General features: G+C 69.9%; 11 protein-coding genes, 1 tRNA gene and 1 rRNA gene. 1 reads left to right on the forward strand and 12 read right to left on the reverse strand.

What is annotated here, in order from left to right; translation table 11 throughout:
• From ACWEN3_RS20710 to ACWEN3_RS20750, 9 genes are all read right to left on the reverse strand, one after another.
• On the reverse strand, positions 1–451 hold a 451-nt coding region (locus tag ACWEN3_RS20710; RefSeq protein ID WP_452972879.1), incomplete at its 3' end, for a Dps family protein.
• 202 nt (positions 452–653) lie between these two features.
• Positions 654–1,028, reverse strand: coding sequence for a helix-turn-helix domain-containing protein (locus ACWEN3_RS20715; protein WP_030178264.1), 375 nt, complete (start codon positions 1,026–1,028; stop codon positions 654–656).
• Positions 1,029–1,137: 109 nt separating this feature from the next.
• Positions 1,138–1,683: a CinA family protein gene (locus tag ACWEN3_RS20720; protein ID WP_452972883.1), complete on the reverse strand. Its 546-nt coding sequence runs from the start codon at positions 1,681–1,683 to the stop codon at positions 1,138–1,140.
• On the reverse strand, positions 1,680–2,429 hold the full coding sequence (gene pgsA / locus ACWEN3_RS20725) for a CDP-diacylglycerol--glycerol-3-phosphate 3-phosphatidyltransferase (RefSeq protein ID WP_452972886.1): 750 nt from the start codon (positions 2,427–2,429) through the stop codon (positions 1,680–1,682). The genes ACWEN3_RS20720 and pgsA overlap by 4 nt, the downstream gene beginning before the upstream one ends.
• Positions 2,426–3,898, reverse strand: coding sequence for a 30S ribosomal protein S12 methylthiotransferase RimO (gene rimO / locus ACWEN3_RS20730; RefSeq protein WP_452972889.1), 1,473 nt, complete (start codon positions 3,896–3,898; stop codon positions 2,426–2,428). Before rimO ends, pgsA begins: the two co-directional genes overlap by 4 nt.
• 93 nt (positions 3,899–3,991) lie before the next feature.
• The gene (locus tag ACWEN3_RS20735; RefSeq protein WP_452972892.1) at positions 3,992–4,834 is read right to left on the reverse strand and encodes a helix-turn-helix domain-containing protein; all 843 of its coding nucleotides are present in this window, start codon (positions 4,832–4,834) and stop codon (positions 3,992–3,994) included.
• A gap of 279 nt (positions 4,835–5,113) precedes the next feature.
• Entirely contained in the window at positions 5,114–7,843 is a 2,730-nt protein-coding gene (locus tag ACWEN3_RS20740; protein ID WP_452972895.1) for a DNA translocase FtsK, read from the reverse strand.
• A gap of 124 nt (positions 7,844–7,967) precedes the next feature.
• The gene (locus ACWEN3_RS20745) at positions 7,968–8,648 is read right to left on the reverse strand and encodes a response regulator (protein ID WP_452972898.1); all 681 of its coding nucleotides are present in this window, start codon (positions 8,646–8,648) and stop codon (positions 7,968–7,970) included.
• Between the two features lie 274 nt (positions 8,649–8,922).
• Positions 8,923–14,376, reverse strand: a complete 5,454-nt coding sequence (locus ACWEN3_RS20750) for a HAMP domain-containing protein (RefSeq protein WP_452972901.1) — start codon at positions 14,374–14,376, stop codon at positions 8,923–8,925.
• 410 nt (positions 14,377–14,786) lie between these two features.
• Here ACWEN3_RS20750 and ACWEN3_RS20755 point away from each other — a divergent pair, with 410 nt between their 5' ends.
• Positions 14,787–17,543 carry a SpoIIE family protein phosphatase gene (locus tag ACWEN3_RS20755; protein WP_452972904.1) on the forward strand — a complete coding sequence of 919 codons (2,757 nt, stop codon included), beginning with the start codon at positions 14,787–14,789 and terminating at the stop codon, positions 17,541–17,543.
• A gap of 42 nt (positions 17,544–17,585) precedes the next feature.
• Here ACWEN3_RS20755 and ACWEN3_RS20760 read toward each other — a convergent pair.
• From ACWEN3_RS20760 to rrf, 3 genes are all read right to left on the reverse strand, one after another.
• A tRNA-Thr gene (locus ACWEN3_RS20760) sits at positions 17,586–17,661 on the reverse strand.
• Positions 17,662–17,745: 84 nt separating this feature from the next.
• On the reverse strand, positions 17,746–18,408 hold the full coding sequence (locus tag ACWEN3_RS20765) for a DegT/DnrJ/EryC1/StrS family aminotransferase (RefSeq protein WP_452972907.1): 663 nt from the start codon (positions 18,406–18,408) through the stop codon (positions 17,746–17,748).
• A 114-nt stretch (positions 18,409–18,522) separates the two neighbouring features.
• Positions 18,523–18,614: ribosomal RNA gene (gene rrf / locus ACWEN3_RS20770) — 5S ribosomal RNA — on the reverse strand; the annotation flags it as partial.

An 18,614-nucleotide genomic window follows, 5' to 3' on the forward strand; every position in this document is an offset into this window, starting at 1 on the left:
ACATCCAGTGGTGCTTCTCCAGGTCCGCGGTGATCGCGATGAAGATGTCCTGGGTGACGGGATCAGACTCTCCGGTCGCCTCCACCCGCTCCCGCATCCCGGTGATCACCGCGCCGAGGGCGTCCACCATCGCGCCGACCGCGTCGCCGTCCTTGATCCAGCCCGCCGGGGTGGTCCCGATGCCACTGCCGGAGGCCACCGAGGGGGCGCGCCCGTCGGGCGGGACGCCGAGCGCCGAGGCCCGTTCGGCCACGGTGTCGGAGTGGGCGCGGGCGGAGTCGACGACCTCGTCCAGCTGGAGGTGGACGGAACGGAAGCGGGGCCCGACGACGTTCCAGTGGATCTGCTTGGCGACCAGGGCGAGGTCCACCAGGTCCACGAGGGCGCCCTGCAGCGCCTCGGACACGGTCTTCAGATCCGCGTCGGCCAGGGGGCTCTTCACGACGTACATCCGCTTCCTCCGGCGATTGGGCGGCCATCAGGTCCCTCCACCATGACCGCCGCACCCGGTACCGGCAAACGGAGCAATACGGAGCCCTCACCGCCGATCCCGGCCGGTACGAGGGCAACACGAAGCCCCGGTCACGCTCCCCGGGAACACCCGAGCAGCCCGACCGGGGCCTCACACGTTTCGGTTCTCTATGCCGCGAACGTCACGCGGCGACCACGTCCACTGCCTCGGCGGGCGCCTTGATGGTCACCCGTTCCGGTGGCACACCGGTCACCGAGACGGAACCCAGCATCGGACGGACCGGCGTGGGCACGGGCTCGGTGGCCGCGGCGGACTGGGCCAGCTCGGCGAGCGCCAGCTCGTCGCTCACTTCCCGCATGAGTTCCGACATCCGTACGTCCAGCGCGTCGCAGATGGCGGAGAGCAGCTCGGAGGAAGCCTCCTTCTGCCCCCGCTCCACCTCGGAGAGATAGCCGAGTGAGACTCGGGCGGACGAGGAGACTTCGCGCAGAGTACGGCCCTGGCGTTGGCGCTGCCGACGCAGCACGTCACCCAGCAGGCGACGGAGCAGAATCATCGGTGGCTCCCTCCTCGGACCGCGTAGCCGCATCCTTCACGCCCCACCGTACCGCCTCGCGCCGCGGCCGTGCGGGGAGCGATGTCGTGTTCACTCAGGGCTGCAAACATCAAAACCCCCCGTTCCGTTCCGTATCCTGTGCCCGCTGGTTCCCGGTCTGTTCGCCCGCAAGCTGCTCGAGGAGCACTGCGAGTACGCTCCGTACACTCTCCATACGAATTTCCGCACGGCTGCCGTTCAACCGCAGGGCCTCGACTTTTCCGCCACCGGCGGAAGCGGAGCGGGCGGTGAGCGGGCCGTCCACGGCCACGAAGACCGTTCCGACCGGCTTGCCGTCCTGCGCGTCCGGGCCTGCGACGCCGGTGGTCGCGATGCCCCAGTCGGCCCCCAGGGCCTTGCGCGCCCCGGCCGCCATCTCGGCGGCGACCTGCGGATCCACCGCTCCGCGCTGCGCCAGCAGGGTGGCGTCGACGCCCAGCAGCTGGTGCTTCAGCTCGGTGGCGTAGGCGGTTATCGAGCCCCGGAACACCTTCGACGCTCCGGGCACGCCGGTGATCTCCGCCGCGACCAGGCCACCGGTGAGCGACTCGGCGACCGCGAGGGTCTCACCCCTCACCGTCAGTAGTCGCACCAGTTCGGTGGCCGGAGAACTCACGCTTCCTTCTCCTCCAACGCCGCCGCGCGCTCGGCGATTCCCTGCCGTCGCAGCACAATGGCTTGTCTCACATAGTCGAGTCCGGTGACGACGGTGAGAACGACCGCCGCGGCCATCACCCAGAACCTCAGAGTGGCCAGCCACCCCGTCAGTGCCAGCACGTACATCCCGACGGCCACGCCCTGGGTGAGTGTCTTGAGCTTGCCGCCGCGGCTGGCCGGGATGACGCCGTAGCGAATGACCAGAAAACGCAGCAGGGTGATGCCGAGTTCCCGGCCGAGGATGACGCCCGTCACCCACCATGGCAGATCACCCAGTGCGGACAGGCAGATGAGCGCCGCTCCCATGATCGCCTTGTCGGCGATGGGGTCGGCGATCTTCCCGAAGTCGGTGACCAGGTTGTAGGTGCGCGCCAGGTGCCCGTCGAACAGGTCGGTGATCATGGCGACGGCGAAGGCCGCCCAGGCGAACGAGCGCCAGGCCGGGTCGTACCCGCCGTGGGCCAGCATCAGCGCCACGAAGCCGGGCACCAGGAGCAGCCTCAGCATCGTCAGCAGATTGGCGACGTTCCACACGCTGGCCTGGTTGACGGCCGCGGCCGCGATCTTCCCGCCGCGTGCGGACTTCGCGTCGGAGCCAGGAGCAGGAGCAGAGCCGGAGACCTCGGACGCCACGCCGTCTGCGGCGGCGGCGGAGCCCCGCGCGCCGGAGGAGCCGCCCGCGGCGGATGCCGGGACTCCGGTCATCTGCCCGCCTCCTCACTACACGCGAGCGAGCCGGCCAGCGGCTCGGCCACCAGGTCGACACCCTCCGTACCGACCACCTTCGCCTCGACCATACGTCCGACGCTCAGGCCTTCGCCGCTCGTCAGCAGCACCTGGCCGTCCGTCTCCGGCGCCTGGTGCGCGGCGCGGCCGTACACGCCCTCCTCGTCGTCCACGGACTCGACCAGGACGTGCACGGTCTCGCCGACGCGCTCCTCGGCGCGCTGCGAGACGAGCTCCTCGGCCAGCCGGGACACCCTGGCCAGGCGCTCGGCGACGACGTCCTCGTCGAGCTTGTCGTCGTACGTCGCCGCCTCCGTGCCCTCCTCGTCGGAGTACCCGAAGACACCGATGGCATCCAGGCGGGCGCCGTTCAGGAAGCGCTCCAGCTCGGCCAGGTCGGCCTCGCTCTCGCCGGGGAAGCCGACGATGAAGTTGGAGCGCACGCCGGCCTCGGGGGCCTTGCCGCGGATGGTGTCGAGCAGCTCCAGGAAGCGGTCGGTGTCGCCGAAGCGGCGCATCGCGCGAAGCACACCGGGCGCGGAGTGCTGGAAGGACAGGTCGAAGTACGGCGTGATCTTGGGGGTCGAGGTCAGGACGTCGATGAGTCCCGGACGCATCTCGGCCGGCTGCAGGTAGCTCACCCGCACCCGCTCGATGCCGTCGACCTCGGCCAGCTCCGGCAGCAGGGACTCCAGCAGGCGGATGTCGCCGAGGTCCTTGCCGTAGGAGGTGTTGTTCTCGGAGACCAGCATGATCTCCTTCACGCCCTGCTCGGCCAGCCAGCGCGTCTCGTTCAGGACGTCGCTCGGCCGGCGGGAGATGAAGGAGCCCCGGAAGGACGGGATGGCGCAGAAGGAGCAGCGCCGGTCGCAGCCCGAGGCGAGCTTCACCGAGGCGACCGGCGAGCCGTCCAGCCGGCGGCGCAGGGGCGCGCGGGGGCCGGAGGCGGGCGCCACGCCGTCGGGGAGGTCGGCGGGGCCGTGCCCGGGCAGCGCGACGGAGACGGCCGATTCCTGGCGCTCGGCCGGGCTGATCGGCAGCAGCTTGCGGCGGTCGCGCGGGGTGTGGGCGGCGTGCACACCGCCGGACAGGATGGTCTGCAGGCGGTCGGAGATGTTCGCGTAGTCGTCGAACCCGAGCACGCCGTCGGCCTCGGGCAGCGCCTCGGCCAGTTCCTTGCCGTACCGCTCGGCCATGCAGCCCACCGCCACGACGGCCTGGGTTCTGCCGTGACCCTTGAGGTCGTTGGCCTCCAGCAGGGCGTCGACGGAGTCCTTCTTCGCGGCTTCGACGAAGCCACAGGTGTTGACCACGGCGACGTCGGCGTCCGTGGCGTCCTCGACGAGCTGCCAGCCGTCCGCTTCCAAACGGCCTGCGAGCTCCTCGGAGTCCACCTCGTTACGGGCACAGCCGAGAGTGACGAGTGCGACGGTACGGCGTTCAGGCATGGGCTCAAGACTACTTTGTCTCACTGACAGCCCACGTCGACGGGGTTGGCCGATCTTGGCCAACCCCGTCACAGGCGCTTCCGGAAGGACGAGTCAGCCCGCTACGGGGTCGCCCTTGGTGTAGGTGAGACGCTCCACGGCGCCGGGCCGGAAGTTGTCGTCGATCTTCTTGCCGTTGACGTAGAGCTCGATCGCGCCGGCGTCACCGAGGATCAGGTTGATCTTGGTGCTGTCCTGGAAGGTCTTGGACTGGCCCTTGTCCAGCAGCCCGTCGAAGAGCATCCGGCCGTTGTGGTCCTTGGCCGAGATCCAGCTGCGCCCGTTCGGCGCGCTGATCTGGACGGTCACCTTGTCCTGAGGAGCGGCCGCGATGGCGCTGTCGGAGGGCGCGGGGGTCGGTGCGGCGGACTTGTCCTTGGTCGGGGCCGGCGAGGCCGACTTGCCGGCGGCGGGCGTGGTGCCCTCGGCGACCTGCGACTTCGCGTCGCTGCCGCCGTTGCCGCCCTTGAACGCCGTGAACCCGACGAAGCCGATCACCACGACGATCGCGGCGACCATCGCCGCGGTCCAGTTCGGCCCGCGGCGCTCGGGACGGATCCGCTCGGCCTCGAACAGGGGCGCGGCCGGGGTGGGCGCGGGACGGCCGCCGCGCTCGGCGTCGAACTGGGCGATCAGGGGCTCGGGATCGAGGTGCACGGCCCTGGCCAGCGTGCGGATGTGCCCGCGCGCGTACACGTCGCCACCGCAGGGGGCGAAGTCGTCCGACTCGATGGCGTGCACGATGGCGATGCGGACACGAGTGGCGCTGCTGACGTCGTCGACCGTGAGCCCGGCCGCGATCCGCGCCTGTTGGAGGGCACGGCCCACGGAGGTTCGGGCTTCCTGGGACTCGTCTTGGAAGGGACGCTCGTCTTCAGGGGAGTTGCCGATGGACACGGGGGCGCCTTTCGAGCGTGTAGCCACCTGTGCTGGAAGCTCAGTCTAGGGGGGGTACGAAAGGGTGGGGCAACCGGGCGGTCGGACTCTGTACGCCGTCGGAATGGCCCGACATCCCGACGGCTGGACAGGCTGATACCCGAAATCGGTAGGCCTACCTGTCCTCTCGCTCAACTTGACGTACGGCAAAGGGAAACGGTTGCTCGCCGATCGCTAACGGGTCGGTCACGGCGATCGGGCCGTCCGGCGCAACCCGCGCTCACCGGACGGCTCTTCGTACTATCCCTCGATTTCCCCGCGAATCATGGCGAGCACGCCGTCAAGCTCGTCGGGTTTCACCAGAACGTCACGTGCCTTGGAGCCCTCGCTGGGTCCCACGACGTTGCGGGACTCCATGAGGTCCATGAGACGGCCGGCCTTGGCGAAGCCGACCCGAAGCTTGCGCTGGAGCATGGACGTCGACCCGAACTGGGTGGAGACGACCAGTTCGGCCGCCTGGCACAGCAGGTCGAGGTCGTCGCCGATGTCCTCGTCGATCTCCTTCTTCTGCTTGGTGCCGACGGTGACGTCGTCCCGGAAGACCGGCGCCATCTGGTCCTTGCAGTGCTGTACGACCGCCGCGACCTCGGCCTCGGTCACGAACGCACCCTGCATACGGGTCGGCTTGTTCGCGCCCATCGGCAGGAAGAGGCCGTCGCCCTTGCCGATCAGCTTCTCGGCGCCGGGCTGGTCGAGGATGACCCGCGAGTCGGCCAGCGAGGAGGTGGCGAAGGCCAGCCGGGAGGGCACGTTGGCCTTGATCAGACCGGTGACCACGTCGACGGACGGGCGTTGGGTGGCGAGCACCAGGTGGATGCCGGCCGCGCGCGCGAGCTGGGTGATGCGCACGATCGCGTCCTCGACGTCGCGCGGGGCGACCATCATCAGGTCGGCCAGCTCGTCCACGATCACGAGCAGGTACGGGTACGGCTGGAGCTCGCGTTCGCTGCCCTCCGGCGGGTTGACCCTGCCCTCGCGCACCGCGCGGTTGAAGTCGTCGATGTGCCGGAAGCCGTAGGCGGCCAGGTCGTCGTACCTGAGGTCCATCTCGCGTACGACCCACTGCAGGGCCTCGGCGGCCCGCTTGGGGTTGGTGATGATCGGCGTGATCAGGTGCGGGATGCCCTCGTAGGCGGTCAGCTCGACCCGCTTGGGGTCGACCAGGATCATCCGGACGTCCTCGGGGGTCGCCCGCATCATGATCGAGGTGATCAGGCAGTTGATGCAGGACGACTTGCCGGAACCGGTGGCGCCGGCGACGAGCATGTGCGGCATCTTCGCCAGCGAGTGCATGACGTACCCGCCCTCGACGTCCTTGCCGAAGGCGACCAGCATCGGGTCGTCGTCCTCGGCGGACTCCGCGAGACGCAGCACGTCGCCGAGGTTGACCATCTCGCGGTCGGTGTTCGGGATCTCGATGCCCACCGCGGACTTGCCGGGGATGGGGCTGATGATCCGCACGTCCGGGCTGGCGACCGCGTACGCGATGTTCTTGGTCAGCGCGGTGATCCGCTCGACCTTCACGGCGGGCCCGAGCTCCACCTCGTAGCGGGTGACCGTCGGGCCGCGCGTGAAGCCGGTGACGGCAGCGTCGACCTTGAACTCGGTGAAGACCTGGGTGAGCGAGGCGACGACCGCGTCGTTGGCGGCGCTGCGCGCCTTGCCGGGGCCGCCGCGCTCGAGCAGGTCCAGGTTGGGCAGCGCGTAGGTGATGTCCCCGGAGAGCTGGAGCTGCTCCGCGCGCGCGGGCAGGTCGCGTGGCGCGTCGGGGGCCTTCTTGGTGAGGTCGGGGACGACGCCGTCGGCCTTGAGCTTCTCCTGCCTGGGGCGCGCGGCCGGGACCGGCGTCGGAGCGGGCGCGGGGGCCTGGGCCGGGGCCGGTACCGGGGTCGTCTCCTCGCGGTCGCCGACGCTGACGCCCTGGGTGAGGTCGGCGACGAGCGGGGAGGGCGGCATGCCGTGCAGGACGGCGCCGTCGAGGGCGGCAGCGGCGGCCGCGGCCACGTCCACGGCGTCCATCTGCCGCTGCGGGTCGGGCTGGGGCACCGCGGAGCGCCTGGGGCGGCCGCGGCGCTGCGAGAGCGCCTCCTGCTCGGCGCCGTCGCGGTCGTACGCCTGGGGGGCGCTCCGGCGCCCGCGGGGGCGCGCGGGCAGCGCCTCGCGCCACTGTTCCTCGTAGCGGCCGTCGTCCTCGGTGAAGTCCTCGGCCTCGTGGTCGTGCAGCACGCCCAGGCGTACGCCGAGCGCACGCAGCCGCTGCGGGATGGCGTTGACGGGGGTGGCGGTCACCACGAGCAGGCCGAAGACGGTCAGCAGCACCAGCAGGGGCACGGCGAGCATGTCGGTCATGGTGTACGTCAGCGGGGTCGCCGCCGCCCACCCGATGAGGCCGCCGGCGTCCCTTATGGCCTGCATGCCGTCGCTGCGGGCGGGCGAGCCGCACGCGATGTGGACCTGGCCGAGCACGCCGATGACGAGCGCGGACAGGCCGATCACGATCCGGCCGTTGGCCTCAGGCTGCTCCGGGTGCCGGATGAACCGTACGGCGATCACCGCGAGCAGTATCGGCACCAGCAGGTCGAGCCGGCCGAAGGCGCCGGTGACCAGGATCGCCACCAGGTCGCCGACGGGGCCCTTCAGATCGGCCCAGGTGCCGGCGGCGACGATCAGCGCGATGCCGAACAGCAGCAGCGCGACGCCGTCCTTGCGGTGGGCCGGGTCGAGGTTCCGGGCGCCCTGCCCTATGCCGCGGAAGACGGCGCCGACGGCGTGCGCGAGACCCAGCCAGAGGGCGCGCACGAGCCGGTACACGCCCCCTGTGGGGCTGGGCGCCGGCTTCGGCGCGGCCTTCTTCGCCACGGCCTTCTTGGCGGGCGCCTTCTTGGCCGGGGCCCTCCTCGCCGGAGCCTTCGCGGGAGCGGCCGCCTTCTTCGCGGGCTGCTTCTTGGCTGCGGAGGGACGTGAGGCCATGAGTGTGAGATTACCGGGGGAGACGACAGTGGACACGCGTGGCCACAGCTTCACCCGTTCGTGTCGCCCTTGCCGGTGCGCGAAACTGACGCACGCTCACCGGCAACTGTCGCTCGCGCATATGTCAGTTCTGCGACGGCACCGACGAACCGTTGGCGCCCGCGCCCGGCTCCAGGGCGTCGAGCGCGCGGCGCAGCCCGGTGAGTTTGCGCTCCAGATGGGCGGCCGTGGCCACCGCGGCCGCGTCCGCGGAGTCGTCGTCCAGCTGCTTGGACAGCGCCTCGGCCTGCTCCTCGACGGCCGCGAGCCGCGCGGACAGCTCCGCGAGCAGCCCGGCCGACTCCTTGCCGCCGACCGCGCCCTTGCCGCCGCCCTCCAACTGCAGCCGCAGCAGCGCCGCCTGCTCCCGCAGCTGGCAGTTCTTCATGTACAGCTCGACGAAGACCGAGACCTTCGCGCGCAGCACCCACGGGTCGAACGGCTTCGAGATGTAGTCCACCGCACCCGCCGCGTAGCCGCGGAAGGTGTGGTGCGGGCCGTGGTTGATCGCCGTGAGGAAGATGATCGGGATGTCCCGGGTCCGCTCGCGCCGCTTGATGTGCGCAGCCGTCTCGAACCCGTCCATGCCCGGCATCTGGACGTCCAGCAGAATGACCGCGAAATCGTCCGTGAGCAGTGCCTTGAGCGCTTCCTCCCCGGACGATGCCCGCACCAGCGTCTGATCGAGCGCAGAGAGGATGGCCTCCAGCGCCAGCAGATTCTCCGGCCGGTCATCGACCAGGAGGATCTTGGCCTTCTGCACCATGGCCCGCCCTCCTCGCCCCGGCGGTACACCGGGCGCCGCCCCAGGGGACGACTCCGTTTCGCCGCCCGTCCTTGTGCCGGTCATCGTAGCCGCACCCCGCCTGTCGCCACACCCTGTCACCGCGATGTCACTGTGCACGTAGCGGAAACGGGGCGGGATGCCGGATGGTTCCCGGAATCCCAGATTCCCATACGTTCGCAGCCACCTTATGCGGGCAACTCCCCGCACACGCCGGGGGTTCCCCGGGTGTTCACATTCCGGTCTGCCGATCCCGTCACTTCCCACGCATCCACTGCTGCATCACGGCCAGCAGATGGTCCGGGTCGACCGGTTTCGTCACGTAGTCGGAGGCGCCCGACTCGATCGCCTTCTCCCGGTCGCCCTTCATCGCCTTGGCGGTCAGCGCGATGATCGGCAGGCCCGCGAACTGCGGCATCCTGCGGATCGCCGTGGTCGTCGCGTACCCGTCCATCTCGGGCATCATGATGTCCATCAGCACCACCGCCACGTCGTCGTGCTGCTCCAGGACCTCGATGCCCTCGCGGCCGTTCTCGGCGTACAGCACCGACAGCCCGTGCTGCTCCAGGACGCTGGTGAGCGCGAACACGTTGCGGATGTCGTCATCGACGATCAGCACCTTCTCGCCGCCGAAGCGCACCGCGCGCACCGGCTGCGAGCTCCCCTGCTCGGGCGCCGACCACTGCTCGGTGCGCTGCTCGCCCGGCGGCAAGCTCCGCCGACGGCGCCGGAAGAGCGCCGCGGGACCGTTCTGCGTCTCGCGGTAGGACTTCACCTCGGCCGGCATCTCGATCTCCACGACGGACAGCTCCGAGGACCGCCCGGCCTCGGAGGCGACCAGCTCGCCGGCCTCCAGCGGGGCCACCGACTGCTGGTAGCCCTGCGGGGGCAGCTCGGTCGGGTGCAGCGGCAGGTACAGGGTGAACGTGGAGCCGCGACCCGGTTCGCTCTGTGCCTGGATCTCACCGCCGAGCAGCTGCGCGATCTCCCGGGAGATCGACAGGCCGAGGCCGGTGCCGCCGTACTTGCGGCTCGTGGTGCCGTCCGCCTGCTTGAACGCCTCGAAGATCACCCGCATCTTGCTGGCGGCGATGCCGATGCCGGTGTCGGTCACGGAGAACGCGATCAGCTCGCCGTCCGGGTCGGTCAGCGAACCGGCCTCCAGCAGCTGCTCGCGGATCTTGTGCGGCACATTGGCCCCGGCGGGCCGGATCACCAGCTCCACCGACCCGGAGTCGGTGAACTTCACCGCGTTGGACAGCAGGTTGCGCAGCACCTGCAGCAGCCGCTGCTCGTCGGTGTGCAGGGTCGCGGGCAGCTCCGGGGAGACCCGCACCGACAGGTCCAGGCCCTTCTCCGCGGTCAGCGGCCGGAAGGTGGCCTCCACGTAGTCCACGAGCTGCACGAGCGCGATACGCGTCGGCGAGACGTCCATCTTGCCCGCCTCGACCTTCGACAGGTCGAGGATGTCGTTGATCAGCTGGAGCAGGTCCGAGCCGGCGCCGTGGATGGTCTCGGCGAACTCGACCTGCTTGGGCGAGAGATTGCCCTCGGCGTTGTCGGCGAGCAGCTTGGCCAGGATCAGCAGCGAGTTGAGCGGGGTGCGCAGCTCGTGCGACATGTTGGCGAGGAACTCGCTCTTGTAGCGCATCGACACCGCGAGCTGCTCGGCGCGCTCCTCCAGGACCTGCCGGGCCTCCTCGATCTCGGTGTTCTTCACCTCGATGTCGCGGTTCTGACGGGCCAGCAGCTCGGCCTTCTCCTCCAGTTCGGCGTTGGACACCTGCAGCGCCTTCTGCCGGTTCTCCAACTCGGCCGAGCGCTCACGCAGTTGTTCGGTGAGCTCCTGCGACTGCTTCAGCAGCTGCTCGGTCTTGGTGTTGACCGAGATGGTGTTGACGCTCGTCGCGATCATCTCGGCGATCTGGTTGAGGAAGTCCTTCTGGATCTGCGTGAACGGCGTGAAGGAGGCCAGCTCGATCACGCCGAGCACCTTGCCCTCGAACAGCACCGGCAGCACGATCACCTGCGCCGGCGGAGCCTCTCCGAGCCCGGAGGAGATCTTCAGATAGCCGCTGGGCGCGTTCTCCACGAGGATCGCCCGCTTCTCCTCGGCCGCCGTGCCCACCAGCGCCTCACCGGGCCGGAACGACGTCGGCATGGAACCCATCGAGTAGCCGTACGAGCCCAGCATCCGCAGCTCGTAGTCGTCCTCCCCGCCGGCGACGTCCTTGCCCTCCATGAGCGGCATCGCCACGAAGAACGCGCCGTGCTGCGCCGAGACCACCGGTGTCAGCTCGCTCATGATCAGCGAGGCCACGTCCTCCAGGTCCCGGCGGCCCTGCATCAGGGCGGAGATACGGGCCAGGTTGCCCTTGAGCCAGTCCTGCTCCTTGTTGGCGATCGTGGTGTCGCGCAGGTTGGCGATCATCTTGTTGATGTAGTCCTGCAGCTCCTGGATCTCGCCGGACGCGTCGACGTCGATCTTCAGGTTCAGGTCACCGCGGGTCACCGCGGTCGCCACGCGCGCGATGGCACGCACCTGCCGGGTCAGGTTCCCGGCCATCTCGTTCACCGACTCGGTCAGGTCCCGCCAGGTGCCGTCGACGTCCCGCACGCGCGCCTGACCGCCGAGCTGCCCCTCGGTGCCCACCTCGCGGGCCACCCGCGTGACCTCCTCGGCGAAGCTGGACAGCTGGTCAACCATCGTGTTGATCGTCGTCTTCAGCTCAAGAATCTCACCGCGGGCGTCAATGTCGATCTTCTTCGTCAGGTCACCCTTGGCGATCGCCGTCGTGACCATGGCGATATTGCGCACCTGGCCGGTCAGGTTGGACGCCATCTGGTTCACGGACTCGGTGAGGTCCTTCCATGTGCCCGCCACGCCGGGCACATGCGCCTGGCCGCCCAGGATGCCGTCCGTGCCCACCTCACGGGCCACCTTGGTGACCTGGTCGGCGAACGAACTCAGCGTCTTCACCATCGTGTTGATGGTGTCGGCGAGCTGCGCGACCTCGCCGCTCGCCTCGATCGTCACCTGCCGCGTCAGGTCGCCGTTGGCGACGGCCGCGGCCACCTGGGAGATGTTCCGCACCTGCATGGTCAGGTTGTTGGCCATGAGGTTCACGTTGTTGCTCAGGTCCTTCCAGATGCCCGTGACACCCGGCACGTGGGCCTGGCCGCCCAGGATGCCCTCGGTGCCCACCTCACGGGCCACCCGGGTCACCTGCTCGGCGAAGCTGGACAGCTGATCAACCATCGTGTTGACCGTCGTGACGAGCTCAAGGATCTCGCCCTTCGCGTCAACAGTGATCTTCTTGGACAGGTCGCCCTTGGCGACCGCGGTCGTGACCTCGGCGATGTTGCGCACCTGGATGGTCAGGTTGTTCGCCATGAAGTTCACGGACTGCGTGAGGTCCTTCCAGGTGCCGGAGACACCCTGCACCTCGGCCTGACCGCCGAGGATGCCCTCCGTGCCCACCTCACGGGCCACCCGCGTGACCTCCTGGGCGAACGACGACAGCTGGTCGACCATGGTGTTCAGGGTGTTCTTCAGCTCCAGGATCTCCCCGCGGGCGTCCACGGTGATCTTCTGGGAGAGGTCACCGCGGGCCACCGCGGTGGCGACCTGGGCGATGTTGCGCACCTGGGCCGTCAGGTTGCCGGCCATGCCGTTCACGGAGTCCGTCAGGTCCCGCCACACTCCGGCGACCCCGGGCACCTGCGCCTGGCCGCCCAGCCGGCCCTCCGTGCCCACGTCACGGGCCACCCGGGTCACCTGGTCGGCGAAGGCGGACAGTTGATCAACCATGGTGTTGATCGTGTTCTTCAGCTCAAGGATCTCGCCGCGCGCGTCAACATCGATCTTCTGCGACAGGTCACCGCGCGCCACGGCCGTCGTCACCTGCGCGATCTGCCGCACCTGGGAGGTCAGGTTGCCGGCCATGAAGTTGACGGAGTCCGTCAGCTCCTTCCAGGTGCCCGACACGCCGTCCACCCGGGCCTGACCGCCCAGCCTGCCCTCCGTGCCCACGTCACGGGCCATCCTGGTTACCTGGTCCGCGAAGGACGACAGCTGGTCCACCATCGTGTTCACGGTGTTCTTCAGCTGCAGCATCTCGCCGGAGACGTCGACCGTGACCTTCTGGGAGAGATCACCGTTGGCCACCGCCGTGGTCACCTGGGCGATGTTGCGCACCTGCCCGGTGAGGTTGCGGAACGCGGTGTTGACGGAGTCGGTCAGATCCTTCCAGGCACCGGCCGCGCCCGACACCTGCGCCTGGCCGCCCAGCTCACCCTCGACACCGATCTCCCGCGCGACCCGCGTCACCTCGGCACCGAACGCCGACAGCTGGTCCACCATCCCGTTGACGGTGTTCTTCAGCTCCAGCATCTCGCCCGCCACGTCCACGGTGACCTTCTGCGACAGATCACCGCTGGCCACCGCGGTCGTCACGGCGGCGATGTCCCGCACTTGCGTGGTCAGGTTCCGGAACACCGTGTTGACCGAGTCCGTCAGGTCCTTCCACGTACCGGCCGCGCCCGGCACGTTCGCCTGACCGCCGAGCCGCCCCTCCGCGCCGACCTCGTTGGCCACGCGGGTGACCTCGTCCGCGAAGATCCGCAGCGTCTCGGTCATCTGGTTGATCGTCTCCGCGAGCTGCGCCACCTCGCCACGCGCCGGAACGGTCACCTTCTGTGACAGATCACCGTTCGCGACAGCGGTCGTGACCTGCGAGATCCCACGCACCTGCGCGGTCAGGTTGCCCGCCATCGTGTTGACGGAGTCGGTCAGCTCCTTCCACACCCCGGCCACCCCGGGGACCTGCGCCTGACCGCCCAGGATGCCCTCGGTACCCACTTCCCGGGCCACCCTGGTGACCTCCGAGGAGAAGGACGACAGCTGGTCCACCATCGTGTTGACGGTGTTCTTCAGCTCCAGCATCTCGCCGGCGACATGGACGGTCACCTTGCGTGACAGGTCACCCTTGGCCACCGCGGTGGTCACCAGTGCGATGTCCCGCACCTGAGCGGTCAGCCGGTACGCCATGGTGTTGACGGACTCGGTCAGGTCCTTCCACGAACCGGACATCCCGCGCACCTGGGCCTGGCCGCCGAGCTTGCCCTCGGTGCCGACCTCACTGGCCACGCGCGTGACCTCGTCGGTGAAGGTCGACAGCTGGTCGACCAGGTTGTTGACGGTACGGCCGACCTTCAGGAACTCACCCCGCAGCGGATGCCCGGTGCCGCCGTCCGGCGCCTGCGTCCGCAGCTCCATCCGCGGCGACAGGTCGCCTTCCGCGACCGCCGTGAGCACCCGGCTGACCTCGGACACGGGCCAGACCAGGTCGTCCACCAGCGCGTTCGAGTTGTCGATCGCGGTCGCCCAGGAGCCCTCACAGGCCCCCGTCTCCAGCCGTTCCGTGAGCTTTCCCTCGCGCCCCACCATGCGCCGCACCCGCGACAGCTCACCGGTCAGATGCAGATTGCGGTCGGCCACCTCGTTGAAGACCGCCGAGATCTCCGACATCACGCCGTCCCCGGACACCGTGAGCCGCTTGCGGAAGTTCCCGTCCCGCATCGACACGAGAGCCGCCAGCAGACGGTTCAGGGCAGCGGTGTCCACCTCGGTGGTTCCGCCGCTCCTGCCCAGGGACGGTCCGCCCTTCGCGCGCGTCTTCGTGCCACGCGTCGCTGCGCCAGACTCCACTGTGTCCCTCCCGGGGGATCGACCGTTACTGCCCTCTGCTGCCGCTTCGGCCCGGCACGCCGCTCCTCGGCATACCGGTTGCTTCCGCGTACCCGTTACTGATGCGTATTTCTGCCAGACGAGATCCGGCCGCACCAGGGGCTGCTGCCCGCCGTTCACGGAACACACGCACCCCGACCCGACCTTCATCAGAAGCTTGCCCAGTGTTTCACCCTGCCCGAACCAGGCCATAACAGTTCGGCAGCTTCGCACATCGTCCGCACACCCTGGGGGCGTAAACACCGGCGACCGGCATCCTCTCGGACGGCGAAGGTAAGTAACCTTGCATGCGGCTGTCCAGCCGCACCGGCTCCGACCGGCCTGGGCGGTGGCACGAGAACGAGCGGGCATCGGAGGGGCGGCCGCAGACCATGACCACCGGACTGATCCCCGGGGGACAGACCCCGGAGCCACAGCCGACGGGCGCGCCCATGCCGCAGCAGCGGCGCGAGCCCGGCGGCCACCCAGCCCTGCCTACAGACAACCGGCCGAGGAGTTCTGTGATCACCGCGCGCGCGGCCGCCACTTTCGAGCCCGTCGGGCGATCTGTCGCGACCGCCCGGTCCTTCGTCCGCGACACCCTCCAGGGCTGGGGCTTCGCCGACATCGTCGACGACGCCGTCGTCCTCACCAGCGAACTGGTGACCAACGCGGTCGTCCACGCGGGCACGCACGCGGAGGTGCTGTGCCTGCGCACCGACGTGGGTGTGCGCATCGAGGTCGCCGACCGCTACCCCGAGCGCGAGGTTCCCCTCCAGCACTCCGCCTCCCCCATGGGCAGCCCCGACCGCGAGGGCGGCCGCGGCCTCCAGCTGTGCGCGGCCCTGGCCACCCGCTGGGGCGTCGACTACACGCCCACCCACAAACACGTCTGGTTCCAGCTCAACCTGCCCGAACGTCCGGTCGGCACTCGCACGGCCGGCCCCTCCCTGCCCGCCCACCTCCTCCCCCTGGCCGACGGCCGGGTCCGCGTCGCCGTCCTCCAGGTCGACCGCAAGGGCGCCGTCACCGCCTGGAACGAGGACGCGGAGGAACTCTTCGGCTACTCGGCCGCCGACGTCATCGGCAAGCCCCTCACCGAGTTCGCGGCCTGGCCGCACACCCCCGGCACCGGCACGGGCGTCGCCGAGGCCCTCCAGCTCTCGCGCTGGGAGGGCAGCTACGGCATCCGCGGCGCCGACGGCCGGGTGCTCCAGGTGTACGCCTCCCACCTCAGGGTCCGCGACACCGGCGGGGAGCCCTCCACCGTCTGCCTCCTGGTCCGGGACCACGAGCGCGCCGTCCTCCAGACCCCGACGCGCGTCCCCGCCACCGACCAGGCCTCCGCCGACGGCCAGAGCACCGACCCCTTCGAGGTCTTCATCGGCTCCCCCGCCCCGGACGACCTCGACGGCCTGCTCCAGCGCACGGTGGAGCGCGCCCGCGACATGCTCGACGGCGACTCCGCCTTCCTGCTGCTGGCCACCGACGACGAGACGGAGCTGGAGGTCCGCGCCTCCACCGGCCTGCCCTCCGCGCGCCAGCGCTTCGCGCGCGTGCCCGTCGAGGCGGGCCCCGGCCGCTACGGCTCGGCGCGCATGCCCGCCGTCCACGACGACCTGACGGCCGTGCCCGGCGCCGTACCCCTCCTGGGCGGCACCGGCATGCGCTCGGTCGTCACCGTCCCGCTGAAGGTCGAGGGCCGCCTCACCGGCTCCCTCGGCGTCGCGGCCGAGGCGCCCGGCAGATATTCGAACGAGGAGGCGCTGCGGCTCCAGTTCGCCGCCGACCGCATCGCCCTGGCCGTGGAGTCGGCCCGCCTCGGCGAGCTGGAGCGGCTGCGCCGCGGCTCCCTGAGCTTCCTGGTCGAGGCGTCCGACCTGCTGGCCGGCACCCTGGACCGCGACCAGACGCTCGCCCTCATGGCACAGATGACGGTCCCGACGCTGGCCACCTGGTGCGCCGTCTACACGATCGCCGACCAGGCCTCCGAGCCGTATCTCTCGTACGTGCTGCACGAGGACGAGGAACTCATCGACGGCATCAAGTCGTTGCTGTCGAAGATCTCCCCGCCGGACCCGGTGCCGACGCCCGGCGCCCGCGTCTGGACGGTTCCGGGCGAGGTCGCCCACCAGGCCGCCCTGCGCACCTCCATGCGCAGCCTCGGCCTGACCGGCGGCCCCACGCACCAGATCGCCTCCGGCATCGGCCCGACCCTCGCGACGGCCTCCGCCGTCGGCGGCGAGACGGTCGTCCTGCCGCTCGTCGCCCGCAACCGCGTGATCGGCATGCTGGTCCTCGGCAAGCCCACCGACGAGCACTTCCGCCAGGAGATCCTGGAACTGGCCGAGGACCTGTCCCGCCGGGCCGCCCTCGCCTTGGACAACGCCCGCCTCTACTCGGAGCGCACGGCCATCAGCCAGGCCCTCCAGCGCAGCCTGCTCCCGCCCGGCACCCCGCACATCGACGGCGTCGAGGTGGAGGTCATCTACCGCGCGGCCGGCGAGGGCAACGAGGTCGGCGGCGACTTCTACGACCTCTTCCCCATCGGCAACGGCGCGTACGGCTTCGCCATCGGCGACGTCTGCGGTACGGGCCCCAACGCGGCGGCGGTCACCGGCCTCGCCCGGCACGCCCTGCGCCTGCTGGCCCGTGAGGGCCTGAGCGGCCCGGCGGTCCTGGAGCGCCTGAACTCCGCGATCCTCGACGAGGGCGACCGCAGCCGCTTCCTGACGCTCCTGTACGGCGAACTGCGGCTGCAGGAGGACGGCAGCGCCGAGCTGAAGGTGGTCTGCGCCGGCCACCCGCTCCCGCTGCGTCTGCGCCAGGACGGCACGGTGGTGGCGGCGGCCGAGCCGCAGCCGCTGCTGGGCGTCATCGAGGACCTGGAGCTGTACGAGGAGACGGTCACCCTCGACCCCGGCGATGTGCTGCTCTGCGTCACGGACGGCGTCACCGAACGCCGCGAGGGCACGCGCATGCTCGGCGACGACGGCCTCGCCGACGTTCTCACCACGTGCACGGGCCTGACGGCCGGCGCGGTCGCGGCCCGCATCATGCGCGCGGTGGAACGCTTCGCATCCGACGCCCCGTCAGACGACATGGCGATTCTGGCGATGCGGGTCCCGGGAATCCACAAGGAGGCGTGAGACATGAAAAAGGCCCCACCCGGAAGGGTGAGGCCTTTTTTCTGGAGCCCCCAAACGGAATCGAACCGTTGACCTTCTCCTTACCATGGAGACGCTCTGCCGACTGAGCTATGGGGGCCTGTCTTTTTCGAGGTTTCCCTCGCGGTGACGAAGAAACTCTACCCCGAACAGGCCCGACTTCCCAAACTCGTTCGGTGACCGTTCAGAAGGCGGGCTGGAGCAGTCCGCCGAGGGCGTTGCAGGCGGCGGCGATGCGCTGCATCTCCCGCTTGGTGAGCGAGGCGTCGACGGGCAGCGCGAGCGTCTCGTCGGCGGCCAGTTCCGTCTGCGGCAGCGAAACGCAGCGGCGGAATTCCGGCAGCCGGTGCACGGGCGTCTTCACCGGCACCCGACAGTCGACTCCCCTGGTCCGCAGGGCACGTGCGAAGGCGTCCCGGTCCGGCCGGCCGTTGCCCGGCACCCGCACGACGTACTGCTGGTAGGTGTGCCCGTCCCCGCTGTCCGGCGTCCGCACGCCCTTCAGTCTGCCGTCGAGGTAGGCGGCCCGCTCTCTGCGCTGCGCCATCTCGTCGCACGGCGCCTCGGACTCGCCCTGTTCCAGCACCAGGAGCTCGTGCCGCTGACCGAGCGCGTGCAACCGCCCGATGTCGGCCCGCCGTCCGAAGCGGTGGACCACAACGACGGCCGCGGTACGGGGAGTTACGGACGCCTCGACCGAGTCCGGGTCGAGGCAGTAGGTGAGGGGATCTATGTCGGCGAACACCGGGAGCGCGCCGGCCAGGGTGACGGCCTCGGCAACCTCGACGTTCCCGAAGGCCGGTACGACGACCTCGTCACCGACTCCGACACCGGCGGCCCTGAGCATTGCAGCAGTTCCCATGAGCTGGATGCTGGGCGCGGAACGTGAACGACACGTTACGCAAAAAATAAAAAGGCCGGACCCCGAACCGAAGTTCAGGATCCGACCTTCTGAAGAATTGTTCGGCGGTGTCCTACTCTCCCACAGGGTCCCCCCTGCAGTACCATCGGCGCTGTGAGGCTTAGCTTCCGGGTTCGGAATGTAACCGGGCG

The sequence above is a fragment of the Streptomyces sp. NPDC004561 genome (genome assembly GCF_053602155.1).